The 24,712-nt window shown below is 59.6% G+C and carries 22 protein-coding genes and 1 pseudogene; 5 read left to right on the forward strand and 18 right to left on the reverse strand.

Going from position 1 to position 24,712, the window contains the following annotated elements; translation table 11 throughout:
* Positions 1-68: 68 nt before the first annotated feature.
* Entirely contained in the window at positions 69-1,103 is a 1,035-nt protein-coding gene (locus tag M2D63_RS12030; protein WP_285863143.1) for a phosphotransferase, read from the reverse strand.
* A gap of 247 nt (positions 1,104-1,350) precedes the next feature.
* On the opposite strand from M2D63_RS12030, the gene M2D63_RS12035 reads away from it, so the two are divergent.
* A complete protein-coding gene (locus M2D63_RS12035) occupies positions 1,351-2,283 on the forward strand; it encodes an SIS domain-containing protein (protein ID WP_285863144.1) in 933 nt (310 codons plus the stop codon).
* Between the two features lie 61 nt (positions 2,284-2,344).
* On the opposite strand, the gene kdsB is transcribed toward M2D63_RS12035, so the two are convergent.
* The 9 genes from kdsB to M2D63_RS12080 all read right to left on the reverse strand — a co-directional run bounded on the left by kdsB (position 2,345) and on the right by M2D63_RS12080 (position 13,691).
* Positions 2,345-3,631, reverse strand: coding sequence for a 3-deoxy-manno-octulosonate cytidylyltransferase (kdsB, locus tag M2D63_RS12040; RefSeq protein WP_285863145.1), 1,287 nt, complete (start codon positions 3,629-3,631; stop codon positions 2,345-2,347).
* A 31-nt stretch (positions 3,632-3,662) separates the two neighbouring features.
* Positions 3,663-4,505 (reverse strand): 3-deoxy-8-phosphooctulonate synthase, encoded by an 843-nt coding sequence (gene kdsA / locus M2D63_RS12045; protein ID WP_285863146.1) that lies wholly within the window; start codon positions 4,503-4,505, stop codon positions 3,663-3,665.
* Positions 4,506-4,534: 29 nt separating this feature from the next.
* Positions 4,535-5,203 carry an acyltransferase gene (locus M2D63_RS12050; protein ID WP_285863147.1) on the reverse strand — a complete coding sequence of 223 codons (669 nt, stop codon included), beginning with the start codon at positions 5,201-5,203 and terminating at the stop codon, positions 4,535-4,537.
* Positions 5,204-5,373: 170 nt separating this feature from the next.
* Complete coding sequence (locus M2D63_RS12055; RefSeq protein WP_285863148.1) at positions 5,374-8,823, reverse strand: hypothetical protein; 3,450 nt, start codon at positions 8,821-8,823, stop codon at positions 5,374-5,376.
* Between the two features lie 176 nt (positions 8,824-8,999).
* Complete coding sequence (locus M2D63_RS12060) at positions 9,000-10,085, reverse strand: polysaccharide biosynthesis/export family protein (protein WP_285863149.1); 1,086 nt, start codon at positions 10,083-10,085, stop codon at positions 9,000-9,002.
* Entirely contained in the window at positions 10,078-11,184 is a 1,107-nt protein-coding gene (locus M2D63_RS12065; protein WP_285863150.1) for an ABC transporter permease, read from the reverse strand. The genes M2D63_RS12060 and M2D63_RS12065 overlap by 8 nt, the downstream gene beginning before the upstream one ends.
* Before the next feature lie 49 nt (positions 11,185-11,233).
* Entirely contained in the window at positions 11,234-11,887 is a 654-nt protein-coding gene (locus M2D63_RS12070; RefSeq protein ID WP_285863151.1) for an ABC transporter ATP-binding protein, read from the reverse strand.
* Between the two features lie 11 nt (positions 11,888-11,898).
* Entirely contained in the window at positions 11,899-12,690 is a 792-nt protein-coding gene (locus tag M2D63_RS12075) for an ABC transporter permease (RefSeq protein WP_285863152.1), read from the reverse strand.
* A gap of 377 nt (positions 12,691-13,067) precedes the next feature.
* Positions 13,068-13,691: a helix-turn-helix domain-containing protein gene (locus tag M2D63_RS12080; RefSeq protein WP_285863153.1), complete on the reverse strand. Its 624-nt coding sequence runs from the start codon at positions 13,689-13,691 to the stop codon at positions 13,068-13,070.
* Positions 13,692-13,817: 126 nt separating this feature from the next.
* On the opposite strand from M2D63_RS12080, the gene M2D63_RS12085 reads away from it, so the two are divergent.
* The 3 genes from M2D63_RS12085 to M2D63_RS12095 all read left to right on the forward strand — a co-directional run bounded on the left by M2D63_RS12085 (position 13,818) and on the right by M2D63_RS12095 (position 16,490).
* Positions 13,818-14,948: an FAD-binding oxidoreductase gene (locus M2D63_RS12085; RefSeq protein WP_285863207.1), complete on the forward strand. Its 1,131-nt coding sequence runs from the start codon at positions 13,818-13,820 to the stop codon at positions 14,946-14,948.
* A 21-nt stretch (positions 14,949-14,969) separates the two neighbouring features.
* On the forward strand, positions 14,970-15,347 hold the full coding sequence (locus M2D63_RS12090; protein WP_285863154.1) for a RidA family protein: 378 nt from the start codon (positions 14,970-14,972) through the stop codon (positions 15,345-15,347).
* A gap of 78 nt (positions 15,348-15,425) precedes the next feature.
* Positions 15,426-16,490, forward strand: a complete 1,065-nt coding sequence (locus M2D63_RS12095) for a hypothetical protein (RefSeq protein ID WP_285863155.1) — start codon at positions 15,426-15,428, stop codon at positions 16,488-16,490.
* 48 nt (positions 16,491-16,538) lie between these two features.
* Here M2D63_RS12095 and M2D63_RS12100 read toward each other — a convergent pair whose 3' ends face one another.
* From M2D63_RS12100 to M2D63_RS12110, 3 genes and pseudogenes are all read right to left on the reverse strand, one after another.
* The gene (locus M2D63_RS12100; RefSeq protein WP_405309894.1) at positions 16,539-17,324 is read right to left on the reverse strand and encodes a methyl-accepting chemotaxis protein; all 786 of its coding nucleotides are present in this window, start codon (positions 17,322-17,324) and stop codon (positions 16,539-16,541) included.
* 117 nt (positions 17,325-17,441) lie between these two features.
* A pseudogene (locus M2D63_RS12105) lies at positions 17,442-18,425 on the reverse strand (cache domain-containing protein); the annotation flags it as partial.
* A gap of 189 nt (positions 18,426-18,614) precedes the next feature.
* Complete coding sequence (locus tag M2D63_RS12110) at positions 18,615-19,490, reverse strand: LysR family transcriptional regulator (RefSeq protein WP_285863157.1); 876 nt, start codon at positions 19,488-19,490, stop codon at positions 18,615-18,617.
* Between the two features lie 97 nt (positions 19,491-19,587).
* On the opposite strand from M2D63_RS12110, the gene M2D63_RS12115 reads away from it, so the two are divergent.
* Positions 19,588-20,034, forward strand: coding sequence for a PACE efflux transporter (locus tag M2D63_RS12115; RefSeq protein WP_285863158.1), 447 nt, complete (start codon positions 19,588-19,590; stop codon positions 20,032-20,034).
* Positions 20,035-20,036: 2 nt separating this feature from the next.
* On the opposite strand, the gene M2D63_RS12120 is transcribed toward M2D63_RS12115, so the two are convergent.
* From M2D63_RS12120 to M2D63_RS12140, 5 genes are all read right to left on the reverse strand, one after another.
* Positions 20,037-21,149 (reverse strand): hypothetical protein, encoded by a 1,113-nt coding sequence (locus M2D63_RS12120; RefSeq protein ID WP_285863159.1) that lies wholly within the window; start codon positions 21,147-21,149, stop codon positions 20,037-20,039.
* Positions 21,150-21,222: 73 nt separating this feature from the next.
* Positions 21,223-21,909 carry a GntR family transcriptional regulator gene (locus M2D63_RS12125; RefSeq protein WP_285863160.1) on the reverse strand — a complete coding sequence of 229 codons (687 nt, stop codon included), beginning with the start codon at positions 21,907-21,909 and terminating at the stop codon, positions 21,223-21,225.
* A gap of 16 nt (positions 21,910-21,925) precedes the next feature.
* The gene (locus M2D63_RS12130) at positions 21,926-22,630 is read right to left on the reverse strand and encodes a FadR/GntR family transcriptional regulator (RefSeq protein WP_285863161.1); all 705 of its coding nucleotides are present in this window, start codon (positions 22,628-22,630) and stop codon (positions 21,926-21,928) included.
* A gap of 63 nt (positions 22,631-22,693) precedes the next feature.
* Entirely contained in the window at positions 22,694-24,004 is a 1,311-nt protein-coding gene (locus M2D63_RS12135) for a C4-dicarboxylate transporter DctA (RefSeq protein ID WP_285863162.1), read from the reverse strand.
* A 205-nt stretch (positions 24,005-24,209) separates the two neighbouring features.
* Positions 24,210-24,524, reverse strand: coding sequence for a helix-turn-helix domain-containing protein (locus M2D63_RS12140; protein ID WP_285863163.1), 315 nt, complete (start codon positions 24,522-24,524; stop codon positions 24,210-24,212).
* Positions 24,525-24,712 lie beyond the last annotated feature (188 nt).

The raw sequence follows: 24,712 nt of genomic DNA on the forward strand, positions 1-24,712 counted from the left end.
CGGCTGAATTTGTGGATAAAAATGTGCTCCAGATCAGATATTTCCTACATCTGGTTTGCGCGCCTTCTTCAGAGCAAGCCGAGCAGGTAGTCGTACTTCTGCCGTAGCAGCGGCATGCGCTGCTTTTCCTGATACTCGCTGATGGTCTCCGGGCGCAGGCAATGGAACAGCGCCGTGAGCAGGAACATGTAATCCAGGTTGCGCAGCGCCTCAACGCCATCGAAGTGCGCGGGCAGGGCAGCCTGGTAGGCTTCCAGGAACTGCGTCCGAGCGGTGAGGAACGCCGGCATGTCCTTGCGTCTGAACAGGCTGCCCAGATAAGCGCCGCCGTCGAACCCCACCCGACCGACCTTGACTTCGCTCCAGTCGATCAACTGCAGCTGGCCCTTGTCGATGAACAGATTCTTGCGCAGGTAGTCCATGTGGCTGATACAGCGCGGGCTTTGCCAGGCGGCCGACTTCAGTCGGGTCAGAAGCGGTTCGAAGCCCTTGAAGGAGTCGGCCAGGCCAGCGAAGCGTTCGTCGCTGGCCGCCAGGCGCTGCAGTTCGGGCAGGCAGCGCGCATAGTTGAAACGCGGACGTAGCAGGAACCAGGGGCGGAAGAAGTCCATGCTCCAGAACAGCGCAGCCTTGTGCCAGGGCTGGTTGCTCAGGTAGCGGTGGCTGCGCTCTTCCAGCTCGGCAATGCCCAATGCCAGCTGCCCGGCAATGGCCTGCATGCGCGGCGGCTTGCCGCGTACAAATTCGGTGAAGATCAGGCTTTCCCAGGGGGTTTCGATGACCCCCAGACAGGCCGGGTAGTGGAAATGCTCGCTGCCGCGCAGCATGTCCTGGATGCGGTGGAAGCGTGCTTCCTGACTGCCGATCAAGCCCAGCTTGCGGATGGACTTCTCCACCAGCTCGAACGGCTCTCCGGTGCAGGGGTCGAGCAGTCGATGGTGGCGCACATAATTGACGAACGACGCGTTGGCGTTCAGGTCCTGGCTGGTGATGGTCAGGGGTTTGTCGCCCCAATGGGGCAACAGGGCGCGAAGGTGGTCTTCCAGGTGACCGTGTTGCCAGCGGTAAAGCGTTCTGCAGCCTTGCAGGGGGTGTAGGTCCATGTTCATAACTTCAACTTAGGCAAGCGCCGTACGTCTGATTTGTCGCGGTTTCGGTAATAATATGCTGCGTCATACAGCCCGGCGGCACAACGAAAAGTTTATCCCGATGGCCGTGGTTGACGGGGCGGGTGCGAAAAATACGTTTAAACTGCGACTCCGGCGGTAATGCGACTTTGCTAAATCTTGCAAAAACCTTAAAATTCGCCCTCGATTACCACGCTGTTTTTTCAAGGACGAACGTCAAACGATGAATCACCTCGCTATTGCCAAAGAAGCCCTGATCGCTCAGGCCCAGGCTGTCACCCAGCTGTCCGACCGCCTGAATGGCGAATTCCAGCAGGCTGTCGAACTCATCCTCGGCTGCCAGGGACGCACCGTGGTGTGCGGCATGGGCAAATCCGGCCTGATCGGGCAAAAAATGGTGGCCACCTTCGCCTCCACCGGCACCCCGAGCTTCTTCCTGCACCCGGCCGAAGCCTTCCACGGCGACCTGGGCATGCTCAAACCCATCGATGTGCTAATCCTGATCAGCTACAGCGGTGAGACCGAAGAGCTGATCAAACTGATCCCGAGCCTGAAGTCCTTCGGCAACAAGATCATCGCCATGACCGGCAACGGCAAGTCGACCCTGGCCAAGCATGCCGACATCTGGCTGGACATCTCGGTCGAGCGCGAAGTGTGCCCGAACAACCTGGCACCGACTACCTCGACCCTGGCCACGATGGCCATGGGCGATGCCCTGGCAGTGGCGCTGATCGAAGCCATCCAGTTCAAGCCGATGGACTTTGCCCGCTACCACCCCGGCGGCAGCCTGGGCCGCAAGCTGCTGACCCGCGTCAGCGACGTCATGCACTCGCCGGCACCAGTAGTAACCCCGACCACCAGCTTCCACGACTGCCTGCTGGTCATGACCCAGAGCCGTATGGGCCTGACCGTGGTCATGGACCAGGGCACCCTGGTCGGTATCGTCACCGACGGCGACCTGCGCCGTGCCCTGCTGGAAGACGAAGGCATCATCCACGCGACCGTCGCCCAGTTCATGACGGCCAACCCGCATACCATCAAGGCCGATTCGCAGTTGTCGGAAGCTGAAGCCTACATGCTCGATAACAAGATCCGCGCCCTGGCGGTGACCGATCAGAACAATGCGGTGGTAGGTGTAGTCGAGATTTTCGACTGATCCTTCCGCCTGTGCATGAAGAATAACGGGGCCCTACAACGGCCCCGTTTTTCATTTGGCCTTACTGCGCCATCTTGGCCATCACCTGCGCGTAGCCTACCGCTGTACCCAGCACCGCATCCTTGCCCTGGGCAAAGAGGATGGCATCCGCCACTTCACGGAAGGCGCCAGTACCGCCAGCAGCATTGAGCACACCGGTGGCCGCCGCTTTGACGTACACCGGTGCATCCGCCACCGCGAATGACAGTGCACAGGCGGCGAACGCCGGCAGGTCGATGCAGTCGTCGCCGATGCATGCCGTTTGCGCGGCGCTGACACCGGCTTCGGCCATCAGCTGGTTGCAGGCGGCCTGCTTGTCCTTCACGCCGAACTGGCAGAGGGTGATGCCCAGGTCGGCCACGCGCTTGCGCAGGGTGGCCGAATCACGACCCGACAACACGGCTACACGCACACCGTTCTCTTCCAGCAGGCGCATGCCCATGCCATCGCGGACATGGAAGCGTTTCAGGCATTCACCGCTGGCGTCGTAGTAGATGCCGCCGTCGGTGAGCACACCATCGACATCGGTGATCACCAGGCGAATGTCCTTCAGCGTCGGCTGCGAGGCAGGGGGCTGGCCGCTCATCAGGGCGCGCACCTGCTCCAGGCACTCGGGTGTATCAACGCCCGGGCCGGTTGGTTCTACCTGATAGGCGCGGATGCAGTAGCCGGCGGCCATCAAGCGCAGTTGCTCGAGCTTTTCCGCGTGCTCGAGCATCGGTTGCGGAAGGCTGCTGTAGTCGGCCAGCACTTCGCGGCGATAACCGTACACGCCAACGTGCTTGAGGTAATGAGCCACTTCACCATCGCGCGGGTAGGGGATCGGCGAGCGGCTGAAGTACAGGGCGTTGCCGTTGTTGCCCAGCACCACTTTCACGGTGTTGGGATTGCCGGCTTCGTGGCTGTCGATCGGGTGGCACAAGGTGCCGACCTTCACGCTGGCGTCGGCGAGCATGCCGGCGGCCAGGGCGTCGATATCGGCCGGGCGCACCAGCGGCTCGTCACCTTGCAGGTTGATGTAGATGTCCGCCTCGACCTGGGCCATGACTTCCGCCAGGCGGTCGGTGCCGGACGGATGATCCGGCGAGGTCATCACGCATTCGCCACCGAACCCGCGCACGGCCTGGGCAACGCGCTCGTCATCGGTGGCGATCACCACCACCTGGGCATTGGCGACCTGCAGCGCGCGCTCGTACACGTGCTGCACCATCGGCTTGCCGGCAATGTCGGCCAGCGGTTTGCCCGGCAGGCGGGTGGAGCCATAGCGGGCCGGAATGACGATCGCCACCCGTTGTTCTGTACTTGCCATCTTCACAATCCTTGCTTGGAGACGTACGGGTTCAGCGGATGTTCAGCGGTGGGAACGACTTGACCAGATCATCCAGCGCCTTGATCTGTGCCAGGAAAGGTTCCAGCTGATCCAGCGGCAGGGCGCTCGGGCCGTCGCACTTGGCCTGGTCCGGGTTCGGGTGCGCTTCCAGGAACAGACCGGCCAGGCCAACGCCCATGCCGGCACGGGCCAGTTCGACCACCTGCTCGCGACGACCACCGGAGGCGGCGCCGGACGGATCGCGCTGCTGCAGGGCGTGGGTCACGTCGAAAATGATCGGCAGGTCTTCGCAGGTGCGCTTCATCACGCCGAAGCCGAGCATGTCGACCACCAGGTTGTCATAACCCAGGCAGGTGCCGCGGTCGCACAGGATCAGCTGGTCGTTACCGGCTTCCTTGAACTTGTGCACGATGTTCTGCACTTGCGAAGGGCTCAGGAACTGGGGCTTCTTGATATTCACCGGCTTGCCGGTCTTGGCCAGGGCCATCACCAGGTCGGTCTGGCGCGCCAGGAACGCAGGCAACTGCAGTACGTCGACCACTTCGGCAACCGGCGCAGCCTGGTAGATCTCATGCACGTCGGTAATCACCGGGACACCGAACTCGGCCTTCACCTTCTCGAAAATCCGCAGGCCTTCTTCCATGCCCGGACCACGGTAGGAGTGGATCGAGGAGCGGTTGGCCTTGTCGAAACTGGCCTTGAATACGTAAGGGATGCCCAGCTTTTCGGTGACGCGCACGTACTCGGCGCAGGCGGTCAGGGCCAGGTCCAGGGATTCGAGGACGTTGATGCCGCCGAAGAGGACGAAGGGGGCGGTGTTGGAGCAGGTGATAGTGGGGGTGATTTTGATCATGGTCTTATTAGCTTAGATTTGAGGTGGAGTTATACGTCAGGACTCCAGAGGGACAATCCTTCAGAAGAGTCAAAACTCCATGGTTGCTGGACGGACAAGTGGAGTTTGTCCCAAACAATATCTGTTTTAGTGACTTTTGCTGGGGTGCCGACAGCAATGCAGTGCTCGGGTATTTCACCCTTAACTACTGACCGATAGCCAATCACGCTTCCTTTGCCAATGTTAGACCCGGAAAGTACCGCCACGTGTGGGCCAAGCCACACATGGTCTCCTATGGTTACGGAGCGACTATGATTCAGTCTCTGTCCAGTTGAACGTGAAAATATTGGGTGCGCGTCATCGCTTCGTATATCAATATCTACTGCAAACATGCAGTCGTTACCTATTGTAACGGATGTCCCTTCGGCGGCTGATATGTTCATGGAGCCTGTGGGTTTCAGGCGAGATCCCACAATAATAGTGCTATTTAAGCCGGTTCTAACTCTTCCGCGGAGTTCGGTGTCTTTTTTTAAGATGACAGTGCCGCCATCTGCCTGCATTGTAATGTTTACATCTTTAAGTGTAACACCCTCTTCAATTTCAATTCGGCAGTTCTTTGCGCCGAAAAAAATTGTCAGCCTTCCTTTGCTCGTAGCTGTACCGATGATCGAATTTCCATTTTCGTCATTATAATCGGTCGCTTCGTTCAGTACAGGCATGCGGTTCTCTGCATCAGGTTTCAGTTGGACCGTCTTAATATTTCGTTTTGATGTCTTTGTCAATAGGCGACGGATTTTTGACGTCAACATTTGATGTCTATAAGCGGATATGTTTGTTTAGTATTTTTTCCGCAGGCAGTTAAAGCTGATCTGCCTGCGGAAAAACTAACTTAGGCCTGGGATGAAATATCGAACTTATTGTTGCCAAAAAATATTTTCAAATAAGGCATCTTAAGTGTAAGCAGCCTTAGCTTGAGTTTCTGGTTGTTGGGCATTAGCTGCTGAGCTTTAATCAAGGCCTCAATAGCGGATTTTCGGTCGTTTGCTAACAGATAGGCCTCTGAAGCCGCGCGCAATAGATTTGGCTTTTCGGGCTTCGCTTCAAAAGCTATGTTGAACGCAGACGCGGCCTCGGAAAATTTTTGTTCTTTGAAGAGTCTGCGAGCAGATGCTTCTAGGTCCACGTACTGTTTGTGGATGTCGGTCCTGGCTTTTTTCTTGGTTTCAAGTTTTGCCTGGTTTTGTTTTTCGAGAGCCGACTGTTTAAGTGCGCTGAGCCCATTTTTTAGCGCTTGAGTACCTTCTTTCCAAAGTGTTGGGCTAACATCCAGGCGGTTCTTTGGCGGGACGAAATATCGTAGTGGGCGGCCAGCAAAGTAGTTTTCGATAGTAATGCCGGAAAATACCTCGGAGTCTCGATACATTGGAGATTCTAGCATCGAGAACAGGCGGCCACATACATCGTCATACATCCACAGATGGCTGATCTGTATTGAGTTGAAGCACTCTTGAATGGTGTCAAGAAGGTCTTTTGTATACTGCAGCGAGCCGGAATGTATTTCTTGATTAAAGATGGCGCGGGCGCGTTCCTTTCCATCAAGGAATGTTGGCGAGAGTTGGTCGGACTCTTTTTGGAACCTTAGGAAGGTTCCTTTGTTGTTGAGGAACAGAGATTCGATAATAAGTGCATATCGAATGTATTTTTGTGTTCTGTCAGAAGCGCTGATTCTGTCTTTGTAGAAACCAGTGCCAATATGCTGGCCGGGTACCGCAGATAGCGTGCTTTCAACGCCATCGTAAGTGCAGAAGTAGTAACCGCGAGTCTGCTTAAGATTACGAGCTTTGGCCAGGCTGGCTTGAAGCGATCCGTTGTGGCCGATGTCAACGAGTCCGAGCGGAGCGTCAGACTCGATAAAGCCAACTCCATCCAAGTACTCGGAATATAGTTCGCGTTCTTCGGCAGCATTTTCCAAGATAGCGGTAAGCAGTTCTCGAGATTTTAGCCATGCTTCCAAAAGTGCGGGGGCGTTGTTCTCGCTGGTTTTTTCGATGCTGCGCTCAAGCTCCTCAAGGCCGAAAGAGTTTAGCGCTTTGGTTGTAAGCCCGAATCGTAGCGAAATATATTGGTCTAGGCTCGATTTATTTGGGTTCTTTGCATACTCTTTGGTTACTAGATCAATTTCTTCAAGAATGTCATTTTCGTTTCGAAGCGAAACGACTCGGGTGGATCGCCGAGAGGCCAGTAAATATTGGGTTCGGATTTTGTTTCCGGGAATTCGGCTTAACAGTTCGTCCGCCATCTTCTTGACAATTTCACCGTCTCTTGCCAAGAAATAAAGTGTTTCAACTCCATCAATCCGAGCTTTTTCAATAGTCCATGCGGCGAACGCGAGCATCATATCGCCCACGATGTTATAGCCAAGGTTGTAAGGCTTGCCGCTAGTATATCCTGCGCCGTTGGTGATCGATGGATATCCAGCAGTGTTTCGCTGAATTAGGCCATTTTTTATTGGGCCATAGGGGCCTGTTGAGCGAAGGAATTGTGGGGTGCTACCTTTAAATTGGTCGTGATTGGAAATTACCCAGCTCGCATTGATTTTGTGTGCATGGGCATTAGTAATGTCGGCTTTGTAGTTGTCGCCGATATGCAATAATTTATTCTTTTCTTGTGCAAGCAGCACTTCGTATAGTCCGCCAGCTTCCTTGGTGGCGTCATAAGCGCTTGATGCATATATTTCATCGGGGAAAATGCTTGCTGCAGCAAGAAACTCTCTGATTTGGTCCTCAGAGAAATAGGTGTCAGATGTAATAATCACCCGTTTGCCGCGAGCTTGAGCGTATTCTAGAGCCATCTTCCCGATTGTACGGGCTTCAAGAAGGCCTTTTTCAACTTCAATTTCAAACTCGTAAAGCTTTGCTGTAGTGGCAGGGTCAAGCTTTAGAATTTTTCCGATTATTTCGTAACGCTCTGTCAAAGGGACTTCATGTTTTGTCGAATGCTTTTTCGCTTCACGACGTGCACGTACGAAGTCCTCCTGGATGATTCCAAACTCAGTGTGGGCTCTATGACCTGTTAAGGAAATAACATCGCCAGGGACCCAGGTCTTTCTTTGGAGAAGCGTGTCGAAAACATCAAACGAAATAGTCTCATGTTGATCGATAAGGGCTTCGAGCTTCTTAAGGGATGGCGGATTGGCTTGCAGGCGCTCGGAGGTTACTTTGGTTGACTTGGATTCGGGTTGATCCTTGCGCTTAACACTTTTTGATTTTGTTGAGTCGACGAAGGACGCATGGTTTTTATCAAAAACATGGGTGTTGTAGTAAAGCGCCAGCATGTCACGATAGTTTGATGAGGGGTTCAAAAAATCGTAGTCAGAGGATATTTTTGTTGTTGGGAGGCTGCCACTTAAAATTGCCTGCCAGAACCCAGGAGAGTGAAGTTTCGAAAATACTGAGTAGTATCCAGAAGGAGTATTTCTGTCAAAGATTTCTAGAACTGGACGATACAAGTAACTAAAACTTTTCCCAAAGTACTTGGATTCATACATTAGAGACGAGGAAACGCCGGTTACGTGCTCGATGGATTCGGTGCAGAGCAGTTTGTAGCCAGGTTCAGTTGTAATGCTTGTGTTGTCATGTGAAAGAACAAATTCAAGCTGTGCAGAGTCATCACCCTTGATCATAGGGTGGCGTGAGAAATACACATGACTGAAACGTTTTGTGAGCTCGGTGAACTCATCTTTAAAATTAAGCACGTTAAGCATTGTGCCGTCACGGCAAACTGCTTTGTCGGTCAAAGTCTGGCCAACAAAGAGCGCTGAGTTTGCCTTCAGTGCATTATCTAGACTGTTTTTGTATTTATCCCACCCCATGTAGGACTGGATGCGCAGTTTGTCTGCATAGAGTGTGTAGACATCATCTTTGAGGTGAAAGGATTCTAGAGCGTAGTTAATCTTTTTTACATTAGATCGAAATGCAAAGAAATTATCGTCTAAAAAGCGAATCGGATGAAGCCAAATGTCAATATACGAGATATTGGCTCTTGACAAGACGGCTCGGGTTTCTTCCGAAAGTTCATAGCCAATAAGAATTGTGTTTTGGAGTGGTGCTTTAATTAGCTCCAGTGACTTTTCTGAGATTGACTGCTCATTAAAGTGGAAGTGAGACTCGGACTCGTTAAGGATTATTCCGCTTTTCGCGAAAAAATCTCGACGACTGAAGGTGTTTTGCTGGTCGCTCAAAAAGTCTTCAGGCTTTACTTTAAGTGCGCGACCTAGTGATGTGTTCAGGATTGTGGAAAGCCAGCGCAAATGGTATCGCTGGGTTTCTGGACGAGTCATCAAAAAATCGCAGCACAAAAATATTTTAGCAAACATTGTCGGTCTCACTGATTACAGCATGAGCATATATGCTTATGCTTTGCGTTCATTCCATAAACAGCAGGGCGATCCCTGCTATACAGTGTGCCTAGAAATCTGTTTTTGTAGTTTTTGTTCCCAGCACGCCTCAGTCTGTTCTATTTGATAGCGCCAGTCACATTACCCACCAACATGGTCTGTACGATCGGCGCGATGATTTTTTGCCATTCGTACACAGCTGCGTTGGTCACATAGATGGTGTCATCCGGCTTGATCATGACCTGGCGAGCGTAGAAAACCGCCGCCGGATCACGCATGTCCAGACGCAGCACCGTAGGCTTGGCGTTGGCGCCTTCGCCCATGCGGAACACGAATACGCCCTCAGGGTTGGCATTCGCTTCGCGCAGGCCACCGACGCTACCCAGTGCATCGAGCAGGCTGGTGTTCTGCGATGGCAGGTCCTTCAGGCCTGGCTCGCCCACGGCACCCATGGCCACGAAGCGCTGGCGCGCACGGTCCAGCACCACTTCCGAGTTCGGACGCAGGACCATGTTGTTGCCGGCCAGAACATCTTCGTAGTTGAACTGCTGGACATCGCTGCCGGTACGTACGGTGACGTTGACCAGGTGCGGTTCCAGCACCGGGCCACCGGCCTGGTTGACCGCATCGAGCAGGGTCAGCGGGCCTTGCAGGGTGCTGAAGCGGCCTGGAGCCTTGACCGCGCCGGCCACCAGCACCGAGCCCGACAGGTCGCCGACCAGCTCGACGTGGGTCTGCACGTCGGTGGTCACGCCCTTGAGCTTGTTGCGGATCATGGTCTCGACCTGGCTCAGGGTCATGCCGGCGACGAACTGGCGACCCACGTAGGGCAGGGAGATGGTGCCCTGGTCGTCGATGCGGGTCTTGAGCTGGGTGCCGCCGGTGGTCAGCGGGGCGAACAGCGCCGAGCCTTCCGGGGCGTTGTCGGTGATCAGCACATTGAGGGTGTCACCAGCCATCAGCCGCGCGGTCGGGGCCACCGGCTTGGCGATGGTTGCCTGCGCCGGGCGCACTTCGCCGCGCATGTACGGGGCGATGGTGTTGGCGTTGATCTCGACCAGGTTGTAGGGCTGGTTCTTGGCTTCGATATCACCCTTGTAAGGGCCGGCGCCGGACAGGGTGCCGCCGCATCCGCTCAGGCCCAGGGTCGCGAGGGCCAGGGCTGCCAGTTTGAACTTGTGGGAAACGACAAGGGATTTAATCACGGTGATCCTCGATGGAAGCCAGGATGAAGCGGGTAATGCCGTACAGCATCAGCAGGCCTAGCAGGATGGTTGCCAGGTTGTACAGACGCTCTGGGTACAGGGCCAGTTGTGGGGTGTTCGGGCTGACGACGGTCACCAGGGTGCGGATCTTCTTGCTGGCCTCGATACGGGCGTTGTCGAGGGCGGCGACCGCGGTCTTGTAGCTTTCTTCGGCAATGCCGGCGTCCAGGGTCAGTTGCTGGTAGCGCGAGGCGACCACGTTCAACTGCGAACCGTTGGGCGAGGACACCAACAGGCGCTTTTCCTTGGCCAGCTGCTGGGTGATGGCACTGACCTTCTGGATCTGCTGTTTGACCTGTGGCGCATCGGCGCGCAGCTTGAACTGCATCTCGGTGAGAACGGCCTGTTCCTTGGTGTACTGGCCTTCGAGGTCGGCAATGATGCTGGCGCGGCTCTGTGCGGTGTTGCCACCGTCCAGGACCTTGTTGATGTTCTGGAAGTCGAGCAGTTCGGTCTTGCGCTCGGCGTAGTTGATGCGTGCGGTTTCCAGTTCACCTTGGGCGAACTTCATCTGCTCGCGGGCGATGCTGTGGCTGACTTCGTTGACGAAGTGTTCGCTGGCCTTGAGGATGGTGCGCAGCATCTGCTCCGACAGTTCAGGGGTGAAGGCTTGCACCTCTACACGCAGCAGGCCGGTGGTTTCGTCGTAGTGCGCCGAGACCATGCGCTGGTAGTACTCGAGCAGGTCTTCGCGCTCGGCGTCCTTGTCCAGCCAGAAGAACACGTCGCTGCGCTGGGCGGCGTACTGTTCGATCCAGTGCAGGCGCTCTTCGAGCAGCAGCATCATGTCGGTCGACACGATGTACTCGCGCAGGTACAGGGTCTCTTCACGGGAAGCCGGGTTGTTACCGGTCAGCAGGGTGGCCAGGCCTGGCATCTGCGCACCCGGGTTGCCGCCATCCTGGCGCACCACCACCTGGGCGGAGCTGACATAGCGGTCGACGGCGAATACAGCGTAATACACGGCCGCCAGGATCAGTGGTAAGACCACCATGGCCATCGCCAGGCGCCAGCCCTTTTTTGTACCCGTACTGCTCATATGTGATGCATCCTTGAAGTGGAACGGTGCTGCGAAATAGGGGGTGCGCTCAGCTGTTGTAGGCCTTGATGCCTTCGGCGACGTCGTCGAAGACCTGGATGCCGCCATCGCGTACCAGCAGGACGATGTCGCAGAGCTTTTCGATTTCCGGCATGGAGTGCGAGACCAGGACGACGTTGGACTTCTGCAGTTTTTCCTGGAAGACCTCGGCGCACTTGCGCTTGAACTGCGCATCGCCCACCGACATCACTTCGTCGATCAGGTAGTAATCGAAATCGAAGGCCATGCTCAGGCCGAAGGCCACCCGCGAGCGCATCCCGGAGGAGTAGGTCTTGATCGGCTCGTCGATCCAGTCGCCGATCTCGGCGAACTCCTGGACGTAGCGGACCTTCTCGCGCATGGCTTCGCCTTCGGCGCCATAGACGCGGCAGACGAACTTGATGTTGTCGCGGCCGGTCATGCTGCCCTGGAAACCGCCGGTCAGGCCCACGGGCCAGGAAATGCTGCGGTCGGTGACGATGGCGCCGGAATCGGGGACGTCGGCGCCGCCGAGCAGGCGCATCAGGGTCGATTTGCCCGCGCCGTTGCGGCCGATCAGGCCGATGTTCTTGCCCGGGGGAATCGCCAGCGACAGGTTGCGAAAGACATACCGACGGCCGTTGGGGGTCAGGTAGGACTTGGTGACGTTTTTAAGTTCGAACACGTAGGCCTTCCTTAGCCGTTCTTGGTGGAAATCAAGTGCAGGCGGCGGGCGCGGTAGCTACCCAGGGCGATGAACAGCAACACGATGGTCAGCGAAATCACATAGGTCTCGGACACGCCATCGACCGGGGTGTAGTGCGGCAGTACTTCGGCGCGAATCAGCTCGATCAGGTGCAGGAACGGATTGAGCAGCAGCACGGGCATCATCGCTTGCGGCAGGTAAGCCGCCGGCACCAGCACGCCGGAGATGAAGTAGAGCGGGAAGAAGGCCATGCGGATGACCAGCTTCAGGCTGGGCAGGGCGTGGGTGATCAATGCCAGCAGCATGCCCAGGCCAAAGGCGAACAACAGGCCCAGGGCCAGGGTCGCGACCCACTGCAGCGGGCTGTGCACCGACATGTCGAAGCCGTACCAGGCAAAGCCGAACACCAGGATGGCGTAGACCGTGACGCTGATGCAGGTTTCCACCAGTACCCGGGCCACGTAGGTGTCCAGCGGCTTGATCTGCTTGTAGCCGAACAGCGAACGGTTCTCGCGCAGGCTGTCCATCAGGCGCAGGGCAGTGTTGCGGTAGAGCAGGAAGGGGGCCAGGCCGACCAGGACGAACACCGGGTATTCGACGCCGGCCACGGTACGGCCGCGAATCAGCGTGAATAGCAGGGTGAAGATCAGCAGGTGGCAGATCGGCTCGATCAGGGTCCAGACCGCTCCCATGCGGCGGTCGCCGACACGCGCGCGGGCTTCGCGCAGAACAAGGGCAAAGATGACCGATTTCTGGATCTGGAAGGAGGAGCGAGGCTTCAAGATATTTACCGCAAAGCAAAGCAGCACGCCTGGGGCATGCTGGTGAATTCATTTCATGAAAGGTCCGATTTCCCTAATGAAAACGGGCGTTCGGAAAGCTTCCGTGCTCTAAGGGGCGCGAGATTAATCCGTGGGCGATAGAAGCGTCAAGATGAGAGGTATTCACGACGGCTGCCGCAGAACGTGAAAAAGTTCCTGTAGGCCTTGTCGGATATGGCTGTGGGCAGATTCCACTTAGGATCCAAACTTTTTGAACAGGTACCTGCCGTAACCGCTGTCGCCTGGTTGGGAATCGTTGCTAAAAACTGACCCGGTTTTCAGCTTCTGCTGTATCGAGGTAGTGGATCGCGAGGGCTTTGCGGTCGATCGTGGGGCGTTCAGCGATCGGTCATCACCACCATCACATGGGCATCACCGCCATCGTCTGTCTCCGACAGGTAGATATGCCCGACATTGCTGTTGAAGTACGCCGTCTCCTGCGGCCCGATGCTCACCGCTTCGCCGGTCTCGAACTCGATCCGCACCCGGCCGCTGAGCACCAGGGCGAATTCCTGGCCGGGGTGGCGGATGAATTCGTCAAACTGCTGCCGCTCGCGGGCAATGATCCGCGCATACATCGGCGTCATCAGTCGCTCGGGAAAGGCCCCGGCAATCGGATGGTAGTCATAGGTACCGGTGCTGTAGCCCGCCGCGGCCGGCAGTGAGTCGACCACCACGGTGGCCGGCGCCGGTGTGTCGCCCACGCCGGAGGAGCGAAACAGCTGGGCAATGTCGACATTCAGCGCCCGCGCCGCAGCCGCCAGTTTTTCGTAGCTGACCGAGACCTGGGCCAGTTCCATTTTCGACAGGGTCGACACCGGCACCCCGGAGCGCTCCGACAGTTGCTTGAGGGTCAGTTGCTGGCCCTTGCGCACCTGGCGCAGACGCGCGCCGACTTCGCCACGGTCGATCAAAGGTAGCGCGCCAGGGCGGTCGGCAGCAGGGGAGCGGTCGGCACTCATCAAGGATCTCGGTCTGTCTTTACGGGCAGGCATCTTACCGTGGCCGCTTGCGTATTTCTAAATTCTCATATATTAGAATTCTCATAAGTGATAATTTTGTATTTCCCAACAGGCGGTGGCATGGATATGACCCAGACGTTCGACAGCGTGATCATTGGTGCCGGTATTGCCGGTGCGTCCCTGGGCTACCGGTTGGTCGGCGGGCAGCAGGTGTTGCTGCTCGAACGTGAGGCCCAGCCGGGCTACCACGCCACCGGCCGTTCGGCGGCAATGTTCATGGAGGCCTACGGCACGGCGCAGATCCAGGCCCTGACCCGCGCCAGCCGCAGCTTCTACGAGGCGCCGCCGGCCGGGTTCTGCGAGCACCCGCTGCTGGAGTCGCGGGGCTGCCTGTACGTCGCCAACCTTGAACAGCAGGAACTGCTGGCCAGCACTTATGCGCAGAACCTCGCCAACGGCACTGCGGTCAGCCTGCTCGATGCCCCGGCAGCCCTGGCGCTGGTGCCCAGCCTGCGTGGCGAAACCCTTGCCGGCGCGGTGCATGAACCGGGTGCCATGGACCTGGATGTACATGCCTTGCACCAGGGCTTCTTGCGCGGCTTCCGCCAGGCCGGTGGCCAGCTGCGCTGTCATGCCGAGGTGGTCGAAGGTCGTTTCGAGGACGGCCTCTGGCACCTGAGCCTGGCCGATGGCAGCGGGGTGCAGGCGCGTCAGTTGATCAACGCGGCAGGCGCCTGGGCCGACGAGGTGGCCCGGGTTTGTGGCGTGCAACCGGTTGGCTTGCAACCCTGCCGGCGCAGTGCCTTCACCTTCGAAGGCCCGCAAGACCAGGACTTCGCCCGCTGGCCGGCGGTGATCGGTGTCGACGAAAGTTTCTATTTCAAACCCGATGCCGGGCAGTTGCTCGGCTCCCCGGCCAATGCCGATCCGGTCGCGCCCCAGGACGTGATGGCCGAGGAGCTGGATGTGGCGCTGGGTATCTACAACATTGAAAACATGACCACCCTGAGTATTCGCCGCCCCAGCCACACCTGGGCCGGGCTGCGCTCGTTCGTCGCCGACGGCGACCTGGTGATCGGTCATGAGCCCGGACAACCGGCATTTTTCTGGCTGGCGGCCCAGGGTGGCTATGGCATCCAGTCGGCTGCCGGTGTTTCGCAACTGGCCGCGGCGCTGCTGCTCGAGCAGCCGTTGCCCGCGGCCCTGATCGCCGAAGGTGTCGAGCCGCAACGCTTGTCGCCCGCGCGTTTTCGTTAATCACTCATCGAGGAGTTTTCCATGAGCACCAGCATCCAGCGTATCCCCAGCAACCTGCCGTTTCCCTTCTCCAAAGCGATCAAGGTCGGCGGCTTCCTGTTCCTCTCAGGCCAGGTGCCCATGAGCCGCGAAGGGGAGGTGGTGCGTGGCGATATCCAGGCCCAGACCCGCGCCACCCTCGAACGTATCGGCGAGACCCTGGCCGAGTGCGGCGTCGGTTTCGGCCAGGTGATCAAGGCCACCGTCTGGCTGTCGGACATGGTCCATTTCGCCGGTTTCAACGAAGTCTACAAAGAGTTTTTCACCGAGGGTTACCCGGTACGTTCCACGGTCAGTGCCGGGCTTGCCCTGGGGGTGGATGTAGAGATCGAAGTGCAGGCCTGGATCGGCCAGGACTGATGACTGCGCGCCATCCCGGCGCCGCACTGGACAAGAACAACAAGGCTCGCAAAGGGCTATAGACCAGAGGATTCGGACATGCGGGAACAGCTGAAAATTGCCGGTGCCTTCATCGGTGTCATCGTGGGTGCGGGATTCGCGTCAGGGCGTGAGTTGCTGCTGTTCTTCGTCGACTTCGGCCTCTGGGGGCTGCTCGGCGCGCTGGTCAGTGCGGCGCTGTTCACCTTCCTCGGCATGGCCCTGGCGGGCCTGGGCAATCGCCTGCAGGCAGCCTCGCACAAGGATGTGGTGTACGCCATTTGCGGACGTCACCTGGGCTTGTTCATCGACCTGTTGATCACCTTCTTCATGTTCGCCGTGACGGTGGTGATGCTCGCCGGCGGCGGTGCCTTGCTTGAGCAGCAGTTCGGCGTTCCGGCGCTGACCGGCAGCATCCTGGTGACAGCGCTGGTGGTGGCGGTGGTGTGCCTGGATGTGCAGAAGGTGATCGTCCTGATCGGGGCGGTCACGCCGTTCCTGATCCTGGTCGCCAGTGCCATCGCCCTGTATGCGTTGTTCACCCGCAGCTTGAGTTTCAGCGAGCTGAACGCGGTGGCCAGCCAGCAGGAAGCTGGCACCCGTCACTGGTTGCTGGGGGCGTTTCTCTATGTGTCGTACAACATCGTCGCCGGCACGCCGATCCTGGCGATTCTCGGGGGTTCGGCGCGCTTCGAGAAAACCGCGGTCTGGGGCGGTATCCTCGGCGGTGCCGCGCTGGGTGGCCTGATGCTGATCATGAGCGCCGGCCTGTTGTCGCGGCTCGACAGCGTGGCCGATCTGCCGATGCCGATGCTCTCGATCGCCAGCGAAATCTCCCCGGCCCTGGGTGTGGTGATGTGTGTGATCATCTTCGGCATGATCGTCAACACGGCCGTGGGTACGCTGTATTCGTTCATGGCCCGGCTGTTGCCGGCGGGGACGCGCAGTTTCCGGATGGGGTCGGTGGCGGCGGGGGTGGCGGCGTTCGTCTGCAGCCTGATCGGCTTTATCAGCCTGGTCGGCCAGGTCTACCCGTTCTTCGGTTACCTGGGCTTCGTGCTGATGCTGGCGGTGTTGGTCGGCTGGCTGCGGATCGGTCGTTTCAAACGCGCGGTGACGGTGTAGCGGCAAGCGCCTGGCGAGGACGGCAAGCGCCCTCGCCAGGGCCTTCGATCAGATCTTGAAGCTGTCGACCAGTTGCTTGAGACGACCGGCCTGCTGGGCCAGGGCATCGCAATGGCGCAGGGTGTCATTGAGGTTGGCCACCCCCTGCTGGTTCAGCACGTTGATCTGGGTGATGTCCAGGTTCAGGCTTTCGACCACGGCGGTCTGTTCTTCGGTGGCGGCGGCCACCGACTGGTTCATGCCGTCGATCTCGCCGATGCGCTGGGTGACACTGCCCAGGCGCTCGCCGGCCTGGTTGGCGACCATCACGCTTTCCTCGCTCGACACTTGGCTGGCGTTCATATTGTGCACCGCCTCGCGGGAACCGACCTGCAGGGTGGTGATCATCTTGTGGATCTCTTCGGCCGACTCCTGGGTGCGGTGCGCCAGGTTGCGCACCTCGTCGGCGACCACGGCAAAGCCACGTCCGGCTTCACCGGCGCGGGCCGCTTCGATCGCTGCGTTCAGGGCCAGCAGGTTGGTCTGCTGGGAGATGCCCTTGATCACATCGAGGATCTGGCCGATGTCGTCGGTGCTGGCGTTGAGGGTCTCGATCTGGGCGCAGGATTCGCTGATCTTCTGCGACAGCGAGGTCATCGCCGAGATAGTTGCTTCCACCACCTGACGGCCATCGTTGGCCTGCTCGCTGGCGCCGCTGGCGTGCTGCGAGGCATCGGCGGCGTTGCGGGCGATTTCCTGGGTGGCGGCGCCCAGCTCGTTGATCGCCGCCGCCACGCTGTTGGTGCGCATGCTCTGTTCTTCGGAGCCGATGATCGAGGCATTGGAAGCGCTCATTACCCGCTCGGACAGGTCGTGGACCTGGCGGGTGGCCGACGACACTTCGGCGATCGAGGCGTGTATGCGCTCGACGAACTGGTTGAAGGCGCCGGCCAGTTCACCGAATTCGTCCTTGTTTTCCACCACCAGGCGGCGGGTCAGGTCGCCTTCACCCTGGGCGATGTCCTGCATGGCGCGGCCCATGGTGGTCAGCGGGCGCATCAGCACCGGAATCAGCAGGCTCAACAGCACGGTGATGGCCGCCACGGCGATGAGCATGGCGATGATCGCCGAGGTGCGGAACTGACTCAGCGCGGCATAAGCCTTGTCCTTGTCGATGGACAGGCCGATGTACCAGTCGGCCGACGGCAGGTTGCTGACCGGGGCGAAGGAAATGATCCGATCCTGGCCGTTGAGGGTCACGTCATGGATGCCCGGCGCCACCTGCAGGCTGCTGCCGGGGTAGATGTCCTTGAGGTTCTTCATCACCTGGCCCTTGTCGGGGCTGACGATCACCTGGCCGCTGCGGTCGACCAGGAAGGCGTGGCCGATGCCGCCGAAGTCCACGGCGTTGATGATGTCGACCAGGGTGCCCAGGCTCAGGTCGCCACCGACCACGCCCAGCAGCTCACCGTTGGCCTTGCTCTTGACCGGCATGGCGATGGTCACCACCAGGCCGCCGACGGCGGCCATGTAGGGCGGGGTCAGCATGGTCTGGTTGGCGGCCACGGCAGCGCTGTACCAGGGGCGCTGGCGCGGGTCGTAGCCGTCGGGCATTTTCGCGTCCGGGCGCTGGGTGAACACGCCGTTGGCCTGGCCGACGTAGGTGAACTGGAAGTTGCTGGTGAACGACGGCTGGTCCACTAGGCCTGGCAGGTCGGCCCGGGCGCCTTGGTGGGCGACGTCCTGGGCGAGGTTTTCCAGCACCAGGATGCGCCCGCCCATCCAGTTCTGCACGCTGCTGGCGGTCAGGGCGCCGGCCTGCTTGACTGAGGATTCGATGTTCTGCCGGATGGTGTTGCGTTGCAGGTAATCGTTGTAGAGGGTGAACAATGCAAATGCCAGAACCACGACGCTGCAAGCGCACAGCAGGATCTTGTGGCGAAATTTCAGGTTCATGTTCCGAGACCTTGTGCCAGTAAAGAGAAATGCCGAGCGCTGCTTGTGGCGATGCTCGTACCTATCCCGACGGGTATCGGCTGATTTGCGCAAAGGTTGAAGGACAGATTGCCGCAGCCCTGTAGGAGCGGGCTTGCCCCGCGATTACGCTGTGGCAGGCATGGGCCCAATCGCGGGGCAAGCCCGCTCCTACAGTAGCTTCACCAGTTCCTGTGCAGCCTTCTGCAGTGGCTGGTTGTGACGCCAGAAGGCATGCACCGGCAGCTGCAGCTCATTGCGGGTGTTCTTGAAGTCCAGGCGCAGCAGGCGCCCGGCGGCCAGCAGCGGTGCCACCCGTGACAGCGGAAAATCGCCCCAGCCCAGGCCCGCTTCGACCATTTCCAGGGCCATGGCCAGGCTGTCGGTGCGCCAGTGGGCCTTGCCGATCAGGGCGCGAGTATCGCTGATCGGCAGGTCGCGGCTGGCCACCACGATCTGCCGGACATTGACCAGGTCTTCGAGGTAGGCGATCTGCCGGGGCTGGCCTTGCAGGGCAGGGTGGTGGGGAGAAATGGTCGCCACCAGCGACTCCATGCCAATGTTCTGGAAGCGTTGCTGCGGATCAACCGCCAGCCCGGCAAAGGCCAGGCACAGGCTGACCCGGCCGCTGTGCAGCAGGTGCAGGGCTTCTTCCTGTGGGGCGCTGAGCACTTCCACCTGCAGCAACGGATAGCGCTCGCTGATCCGGGTGATTGCCGCCAGCAGCGGGCCATGGTCGATATCCGGGACCACGCTGATGGACAGGGTGCTCTCCAGTCCCTGGGACAGTTCCAGGGCGTGTACCTGCAATTGCCCAAGCTGGGCGGCGATCAGCCGGGCGTGGGGCTCCAGTGCCCGGGCCAGGGCGGTGGGCCGGGTTTCCCGGTGGCTGCGTTCGAACAGGGCGAAGCCCAGCTCGGCCTCAAGGTTGCCGATGGCCATGCTCACCGCCGAAGGCACCCGCCCCAGGGCGCGGGCGGCGGCCGAGAAGGAGCCGCCGTCGAGCACGGCGAGAAAGAGTTCGATGTTGTCGCTGGAAAAATTCAAAGGTCAATCTCCTATCAGTCAATCTGATAGCTGCTGACTTTGGCTGTCAAGAAGATTGACGCATCCTCACCGGCTTTACAGCTCATGAGGTAACCCGGTGCAAGGTGTCAAACGCAAACTGGTCTACGTGACCGCCTATGAAGCCATCGGCCTGTGCATGTCGACCCTGGGCCTGGCCTACCTGTCGGACAGCGCGCCGAGCAATACCGGGCCGCTGGCGGTGATGATCACAACCATCGCCATGGCCTGGAACTTCATCTACAACACCCTGTTCGAGTACTGGGAAAGCCGCCAGGCCACCCGTGGCCGCAGTGTTGCGCGACGGCTGGCGCATGCCGTCGGCTTTCAGCTGACCCTGGTGGTCTACCTGATTCCGCTGATCGCCTGGTGGCTGGACATGAGCCTGCTGGAAGCCTTGCTGGTGGACCTGGCCTTCATCATTCTCATTCCTTGCTACACCTTCCTCTACAACTGGTTGTTCGATCGCATCTTCGGCCTGCCGACCTCGGCCCAGGCCAAGGACGACCCGCGCGTTGCCGCCTGAGGCTATTGCGCCGGGATTCTGATGTAGAGCGAGCCGGTATCGGAAGGGCCAGAGCCAGAGCTGGGAGTGGGGTCGGTGTCGGTGTCGGTGTTGGCGTTGCTGTCGGGATTGTCCTGCAGGCGCGTGGCACCCAGCAGGTTGTCCTCGATCTCGCCGGACAGGTAGTAGACCCCGGCCATGGCCCCGGTCTTGCGGTTATCCATGAGGTCGCGCCATTCCTGGTTGAGCGCCACGTTGAGGATCACCCGCAGCTGCTCGATCATCGCCGGTTGTTCCTGGTTGTGGGTCACCACGTTGTAGCCGGTGGCCGCCAGCGAGATCAGGGTGCCGGCGGCGCGGCCCACGGCGGCGGCCACGGCGCTGGCAATGCCGCGCGGGGCGAGGGTGGCGCCGAGCTTTTCACTGGCCTGGCGCGCCACCGACGACAGGCCGATGTCCGAGCGCTGGGTGCCGGCGCGCACGGCGCTGTGCATGCGTTTGTGCAGCGCGACCCAGGCCGGTTGTTCGGACAGCGACTTGGCGAACAGCAACTGGTAGAGCGAGGCATCGTTGGACTTGGGGGGCGCCAGGCTGATGGCCTGGATGCGGGTCAGGCGCAGGTTGAACTGCTCGGCGGGGGCGCGGTAGCGCTGGGCGATCTGTTGCAGTTGCTGGCCGAGCAACTGCAGGTACAGTTCCATGGCCCGATCGCGGATGCCTTCGGGGTTGATCTCCTTGGCCACCTGGTCGAGTACGCGCTCGTGGTACTGCTCTTGCAGGTACAGGGCCAGGCGCTTATCCGGCGCGTCGTCGGCATTTTTGCTGTTCATCTTGTACCAGGCCACCTTCATGGTCAGCCATTGCTGGGTCCAGTAGCCGGTGAACCAGGGGATGAAATTGCTTTCGGTGTACTGCTGCACCCGATCTTTCCACACGCGCATGGAGCGCCTCGCGTAATCATTGACCGAGCTGGTGGCCGCCAGGGAGGCGTCGATGATTTCCCGGTCGATCTGCTCCCAGGTCGCCGGGCTCAGTTGCACCGGCGGCGGCTCGACGGGCTTTTCCCGTGACGCGCAGCCGCCCAGCACCAACAACAGGGTGAGCAGGAGGAAGGTGAGCGGGGAACGCGCATTCACATCGCAGCCCCCTGTGAAGAGTCAGGCGTACCGGCTTGGTTACCTTAGTATAGGTCCGGCCTCCCTGTGCGTTTCAGTCCTGCAGGTCGAGCTTGGCCTCGATATGGTCCAGGTGCTCGTGCATCAATGCCAGCGCCTTGTCGCCATCGCCCTGTTCCAGCGCATCGATGATCGCCGCGTGCTCCTGCCAGGCACAGTGGCTGCAGGGGCGGGCTTCGTACTGGGCGATGATCAGCGAGGTCTGCGGCACCAGGCCGTTGAGAAAACGGGTCAGCGGGGCATTGTTGGCGATCTCGGCCAGTTTCAGGTGAAACTCGCCGCCCAGACGAATGGCGGTGCAGCGCTGGCCCTGTTCGTGGTGCTGGCGCTCGCGGGCCACCAGTTCGCGCAGCTGGCGGATCTTGGCCGGGCGCGAGCGCTGTGCGGCGAGGCTGATCAGGGTGGTTTCGGCCAGGCGCCGGGCGCTGAGGATCTGCCGCGCCTGTTGCGGGTCGGGGGCGGCCAGACGGGCGGTGTGGCTGGGGCGCTGGACGATCACCTGCTGGTCGCACAGGCGGCCAAGCACTCGGCGGATCACCGTGCGACTGACTCCGAACGCCTCGCCCAGGGCTTGCTCGGGCAGGGCGCTGCCCGGTGCCAGGCGCTGTTCGAGAATGGCGTCGAACAGGCGCGGGTAGATCTGCTCGGCCGACAGCCGTACCTCGCCATGGGCCAGCAGGGGCGGCAGGGTGGTCGCAGGGGCTTGGGCGCTGGTGTTCATCACTGCACTCCTCTGATCATTTGACCGGATGTTCGTCCGGGATCTTCAGTTCGATACCCATGCGCAGGCCTTCCTGGAGGATATGGTGGCGCATCTGGGCGCTGGCCTGGGCACTGTTCTTGTTGCGAATGGCGCGAACCACCGCTTCGTTTTCTTCCAGTCGCGCCGCCAGGTGCTCGGGCGAGTTGCGCAGCACATCGGCGCTCTGCTTGAGGGCGTTGCTGGTCTGCTGCACCACGTTCTGGAAGATCGGGTTGGCGGTCAGGGTAAACAGCTCTTCATGGAAGGCGATGTAGGCATTGACCCCGGCTTCGCTGTCCTGGGCCTCGAGGGCTTCGCGCATGTCCATCAGGGTCAGGCGCAGCTGGCCGATTTCCTTGCTGCTGATCGACTGGGCGACCAGGCCGACGATAAATGGCTCCAGGGTGTAGCGCAGTTGCAGCACATCTTCCAGGCTGGCCTCGGCGACGGTGTTGGCCACGGGCGCCGTTTCGACGCTGCCCGGCTCCAGCACCAGCACACCCTTGCCCGGCAGCGAGCGCACCAGGCCCAAGGTTTCCAGCACGGTGACCGCTTCGCGCAGGCTGGGGCGGCTGATGCCCAGTTGCTCGGCCAGTTCACGCTGGCCCGGGAGCATTTCGCCGGAGCGCCACTGGCCCCGGTCCAGGGCCTGGCGCAGTTTTTCTACCACGGCGTTGACGACGGTTGATGAGCTGATCACGGTTCACTCCCTGAGATCGGTTTCACGCTTGCCGGGCCGGCGCCAGGGCACCGGCCCGTTCACTCAGAACTCTTGTTGATGGGTGGCTTGGCCTTTGCGCTGGGCAAAGCTGTAGCCCTGTTTGCCGGCCAGTACATTGTTGGCCCGTTCCATGTCGATATCGCCTTCCCATTTGCCGATGGCCACGGTGGCCACGCAGTTGCCGATCAGGTTGGTCAGGGCGCGGCCGATGCCCATGAACCAGTCCACTGCCAGCACCAGCACCAGGCCGACCACCGGGATCGCGGGAATGGCGGTGAGGGTGGCGGCGAGGATCACCAGCGCCGAACCGGGGATGCCGTGGGCACCTTTGGAGGTGATCAGCGACACCAGCAGGATGGTCAACAGGTCGGTCATGGCCAGGGGCGTGCCGGTGGCATTGGCGATAAAGACGATGGCCAGGGTCAGGTAGATCGAGAAGCCGTCGAGGTTAAAGGAATAGCCGGTGGGAATCACCAGGCCGACGGTGGAATTGCCGATGCCCAGGTGCTCCAGTTTGCGCATGATCTGTGGCAGCACGGCGTCGGACGAGGCGGTGCCGAGGACGATGGTCAGCTCTTCGCGCAGGTATTTGATGAACGGCAGGATGCGCAGGCCCGACAGACGCATCACGGTACCCAGGATCAGCAGCACGAAGCCGATGCAGGTCAGGTAGAACAACGCCACCAGGCCGCCCAGGTGCTGCAGCGACTCCAGGCCATATTTGCTGGTGGTGAAGGCGATGGCGCCGAACACACCCAGCGGCGCCAGGCGCACGATCATGCCCATGATGCGGAAGATCACATGGCTCAGCTCGTTGATCAGCCGCGAGATGCCCGAGGCCGCTTCACCGACCAGGTTCAGCGCACTGCCGAACAGCACCGAGAACAGCAGGACCTGGAGGATGTTGTTGTCGGCAAAAGCACCGACCACCGAGGTGGGGATCAAATCCATGAGGAAGGCGGCGGTGCCGTGGATGTGCTGGCCACGCTCGGCCAGGTTGCTGGCTTCGGCGCTGGCCAACTGGTCCAGATGGATGTTGGCGCCGCTGCCGATGCCGGAGGTAAAGGCGAACACCAGGCCGATGACCAGGGCGATGGTGGTGAGGATCTCGAAGTAGATCACCGATTTCAGGCCGATCCGCCCGACCTTCTTCAGGTCCCCCGCACCGGAAATACCGCTGACCACCACGCAGAACACAATCAAGCCGATGAGCATCTTGATCAGCTTGATAAAGCCGTCACCCAGGGGTTTGAGCTGCAGGGAAACTTCAGGAAAGCTCAAGCCACAGGCGATGCCGAGCACCAGGCCGAGCACTACTTGGAGAAAGATCGAACGCGAGCACCATTTGAGCATGGGAGGGATCTCTGGTCGGTGTCCTTGCTTCGGTGCCCGGAGGCGAAAGAGCGGAGGACTTAATTATTGTGGTCTTACCGGTATGTCCAGTGCGTGCTCAGTGTAGGCGCGGTTTTCTCGCGATCGCAAGGGGTTTTCGGATAAAAGGATGGGAATTGGCTTTACCGGTCTGACCAGTTGATGCCAATAGGGCGGCCGTGAAGGTTCAGGATTTGGACAACACCAGGTCGACGGCGTTGATCAGGTCGCCCAGGGCCTGGGGTGGGGCTTTGTGGATGACGTCGAACAGGTAGGCGCGCTGATCGTCCTCGTCGTCCTGTTCGGCGAAGAAGGCTTTGAGCTTGATGCCCAGTACTTCGGCGAAGATCAGCAGGGCGTCGATGCTGGGGGTGTAGGTGCCGGTTTCGAAACGGCTGATGGTCTTGGGGTCGAAGCCTGTGCGCTCGCCCAGTTCAGCCTGAGTAAGCCCCGCGACCTTGCGGTAACGCTTGATGGCCGGACCCAAACTTGAATGTGTCATCAATTAATTCCTATTTGGAATCAAGAACTTACCGATATACATAAGTCGCAGGCAACGTCAAAAGCCATCACATTTGGTTGCAAAATGTGATGGTATTCGTAGAATAGATTATCTTGACAGGTCAAAAACCATCAAGTTCCAGACAGGGGCGTGCCGCTTATCCAGCGCGAGCGCAACGCCTGATGGAG

The organism is Pseudomonas sp. BJa5 (genome assembly GCF_030272875.2).
GTDB lineage: Bacteria > Pseudomonadota > Gammaproteobacteria > Pseudomonadales > Pseudomonadaceae > Aquipseudomonas.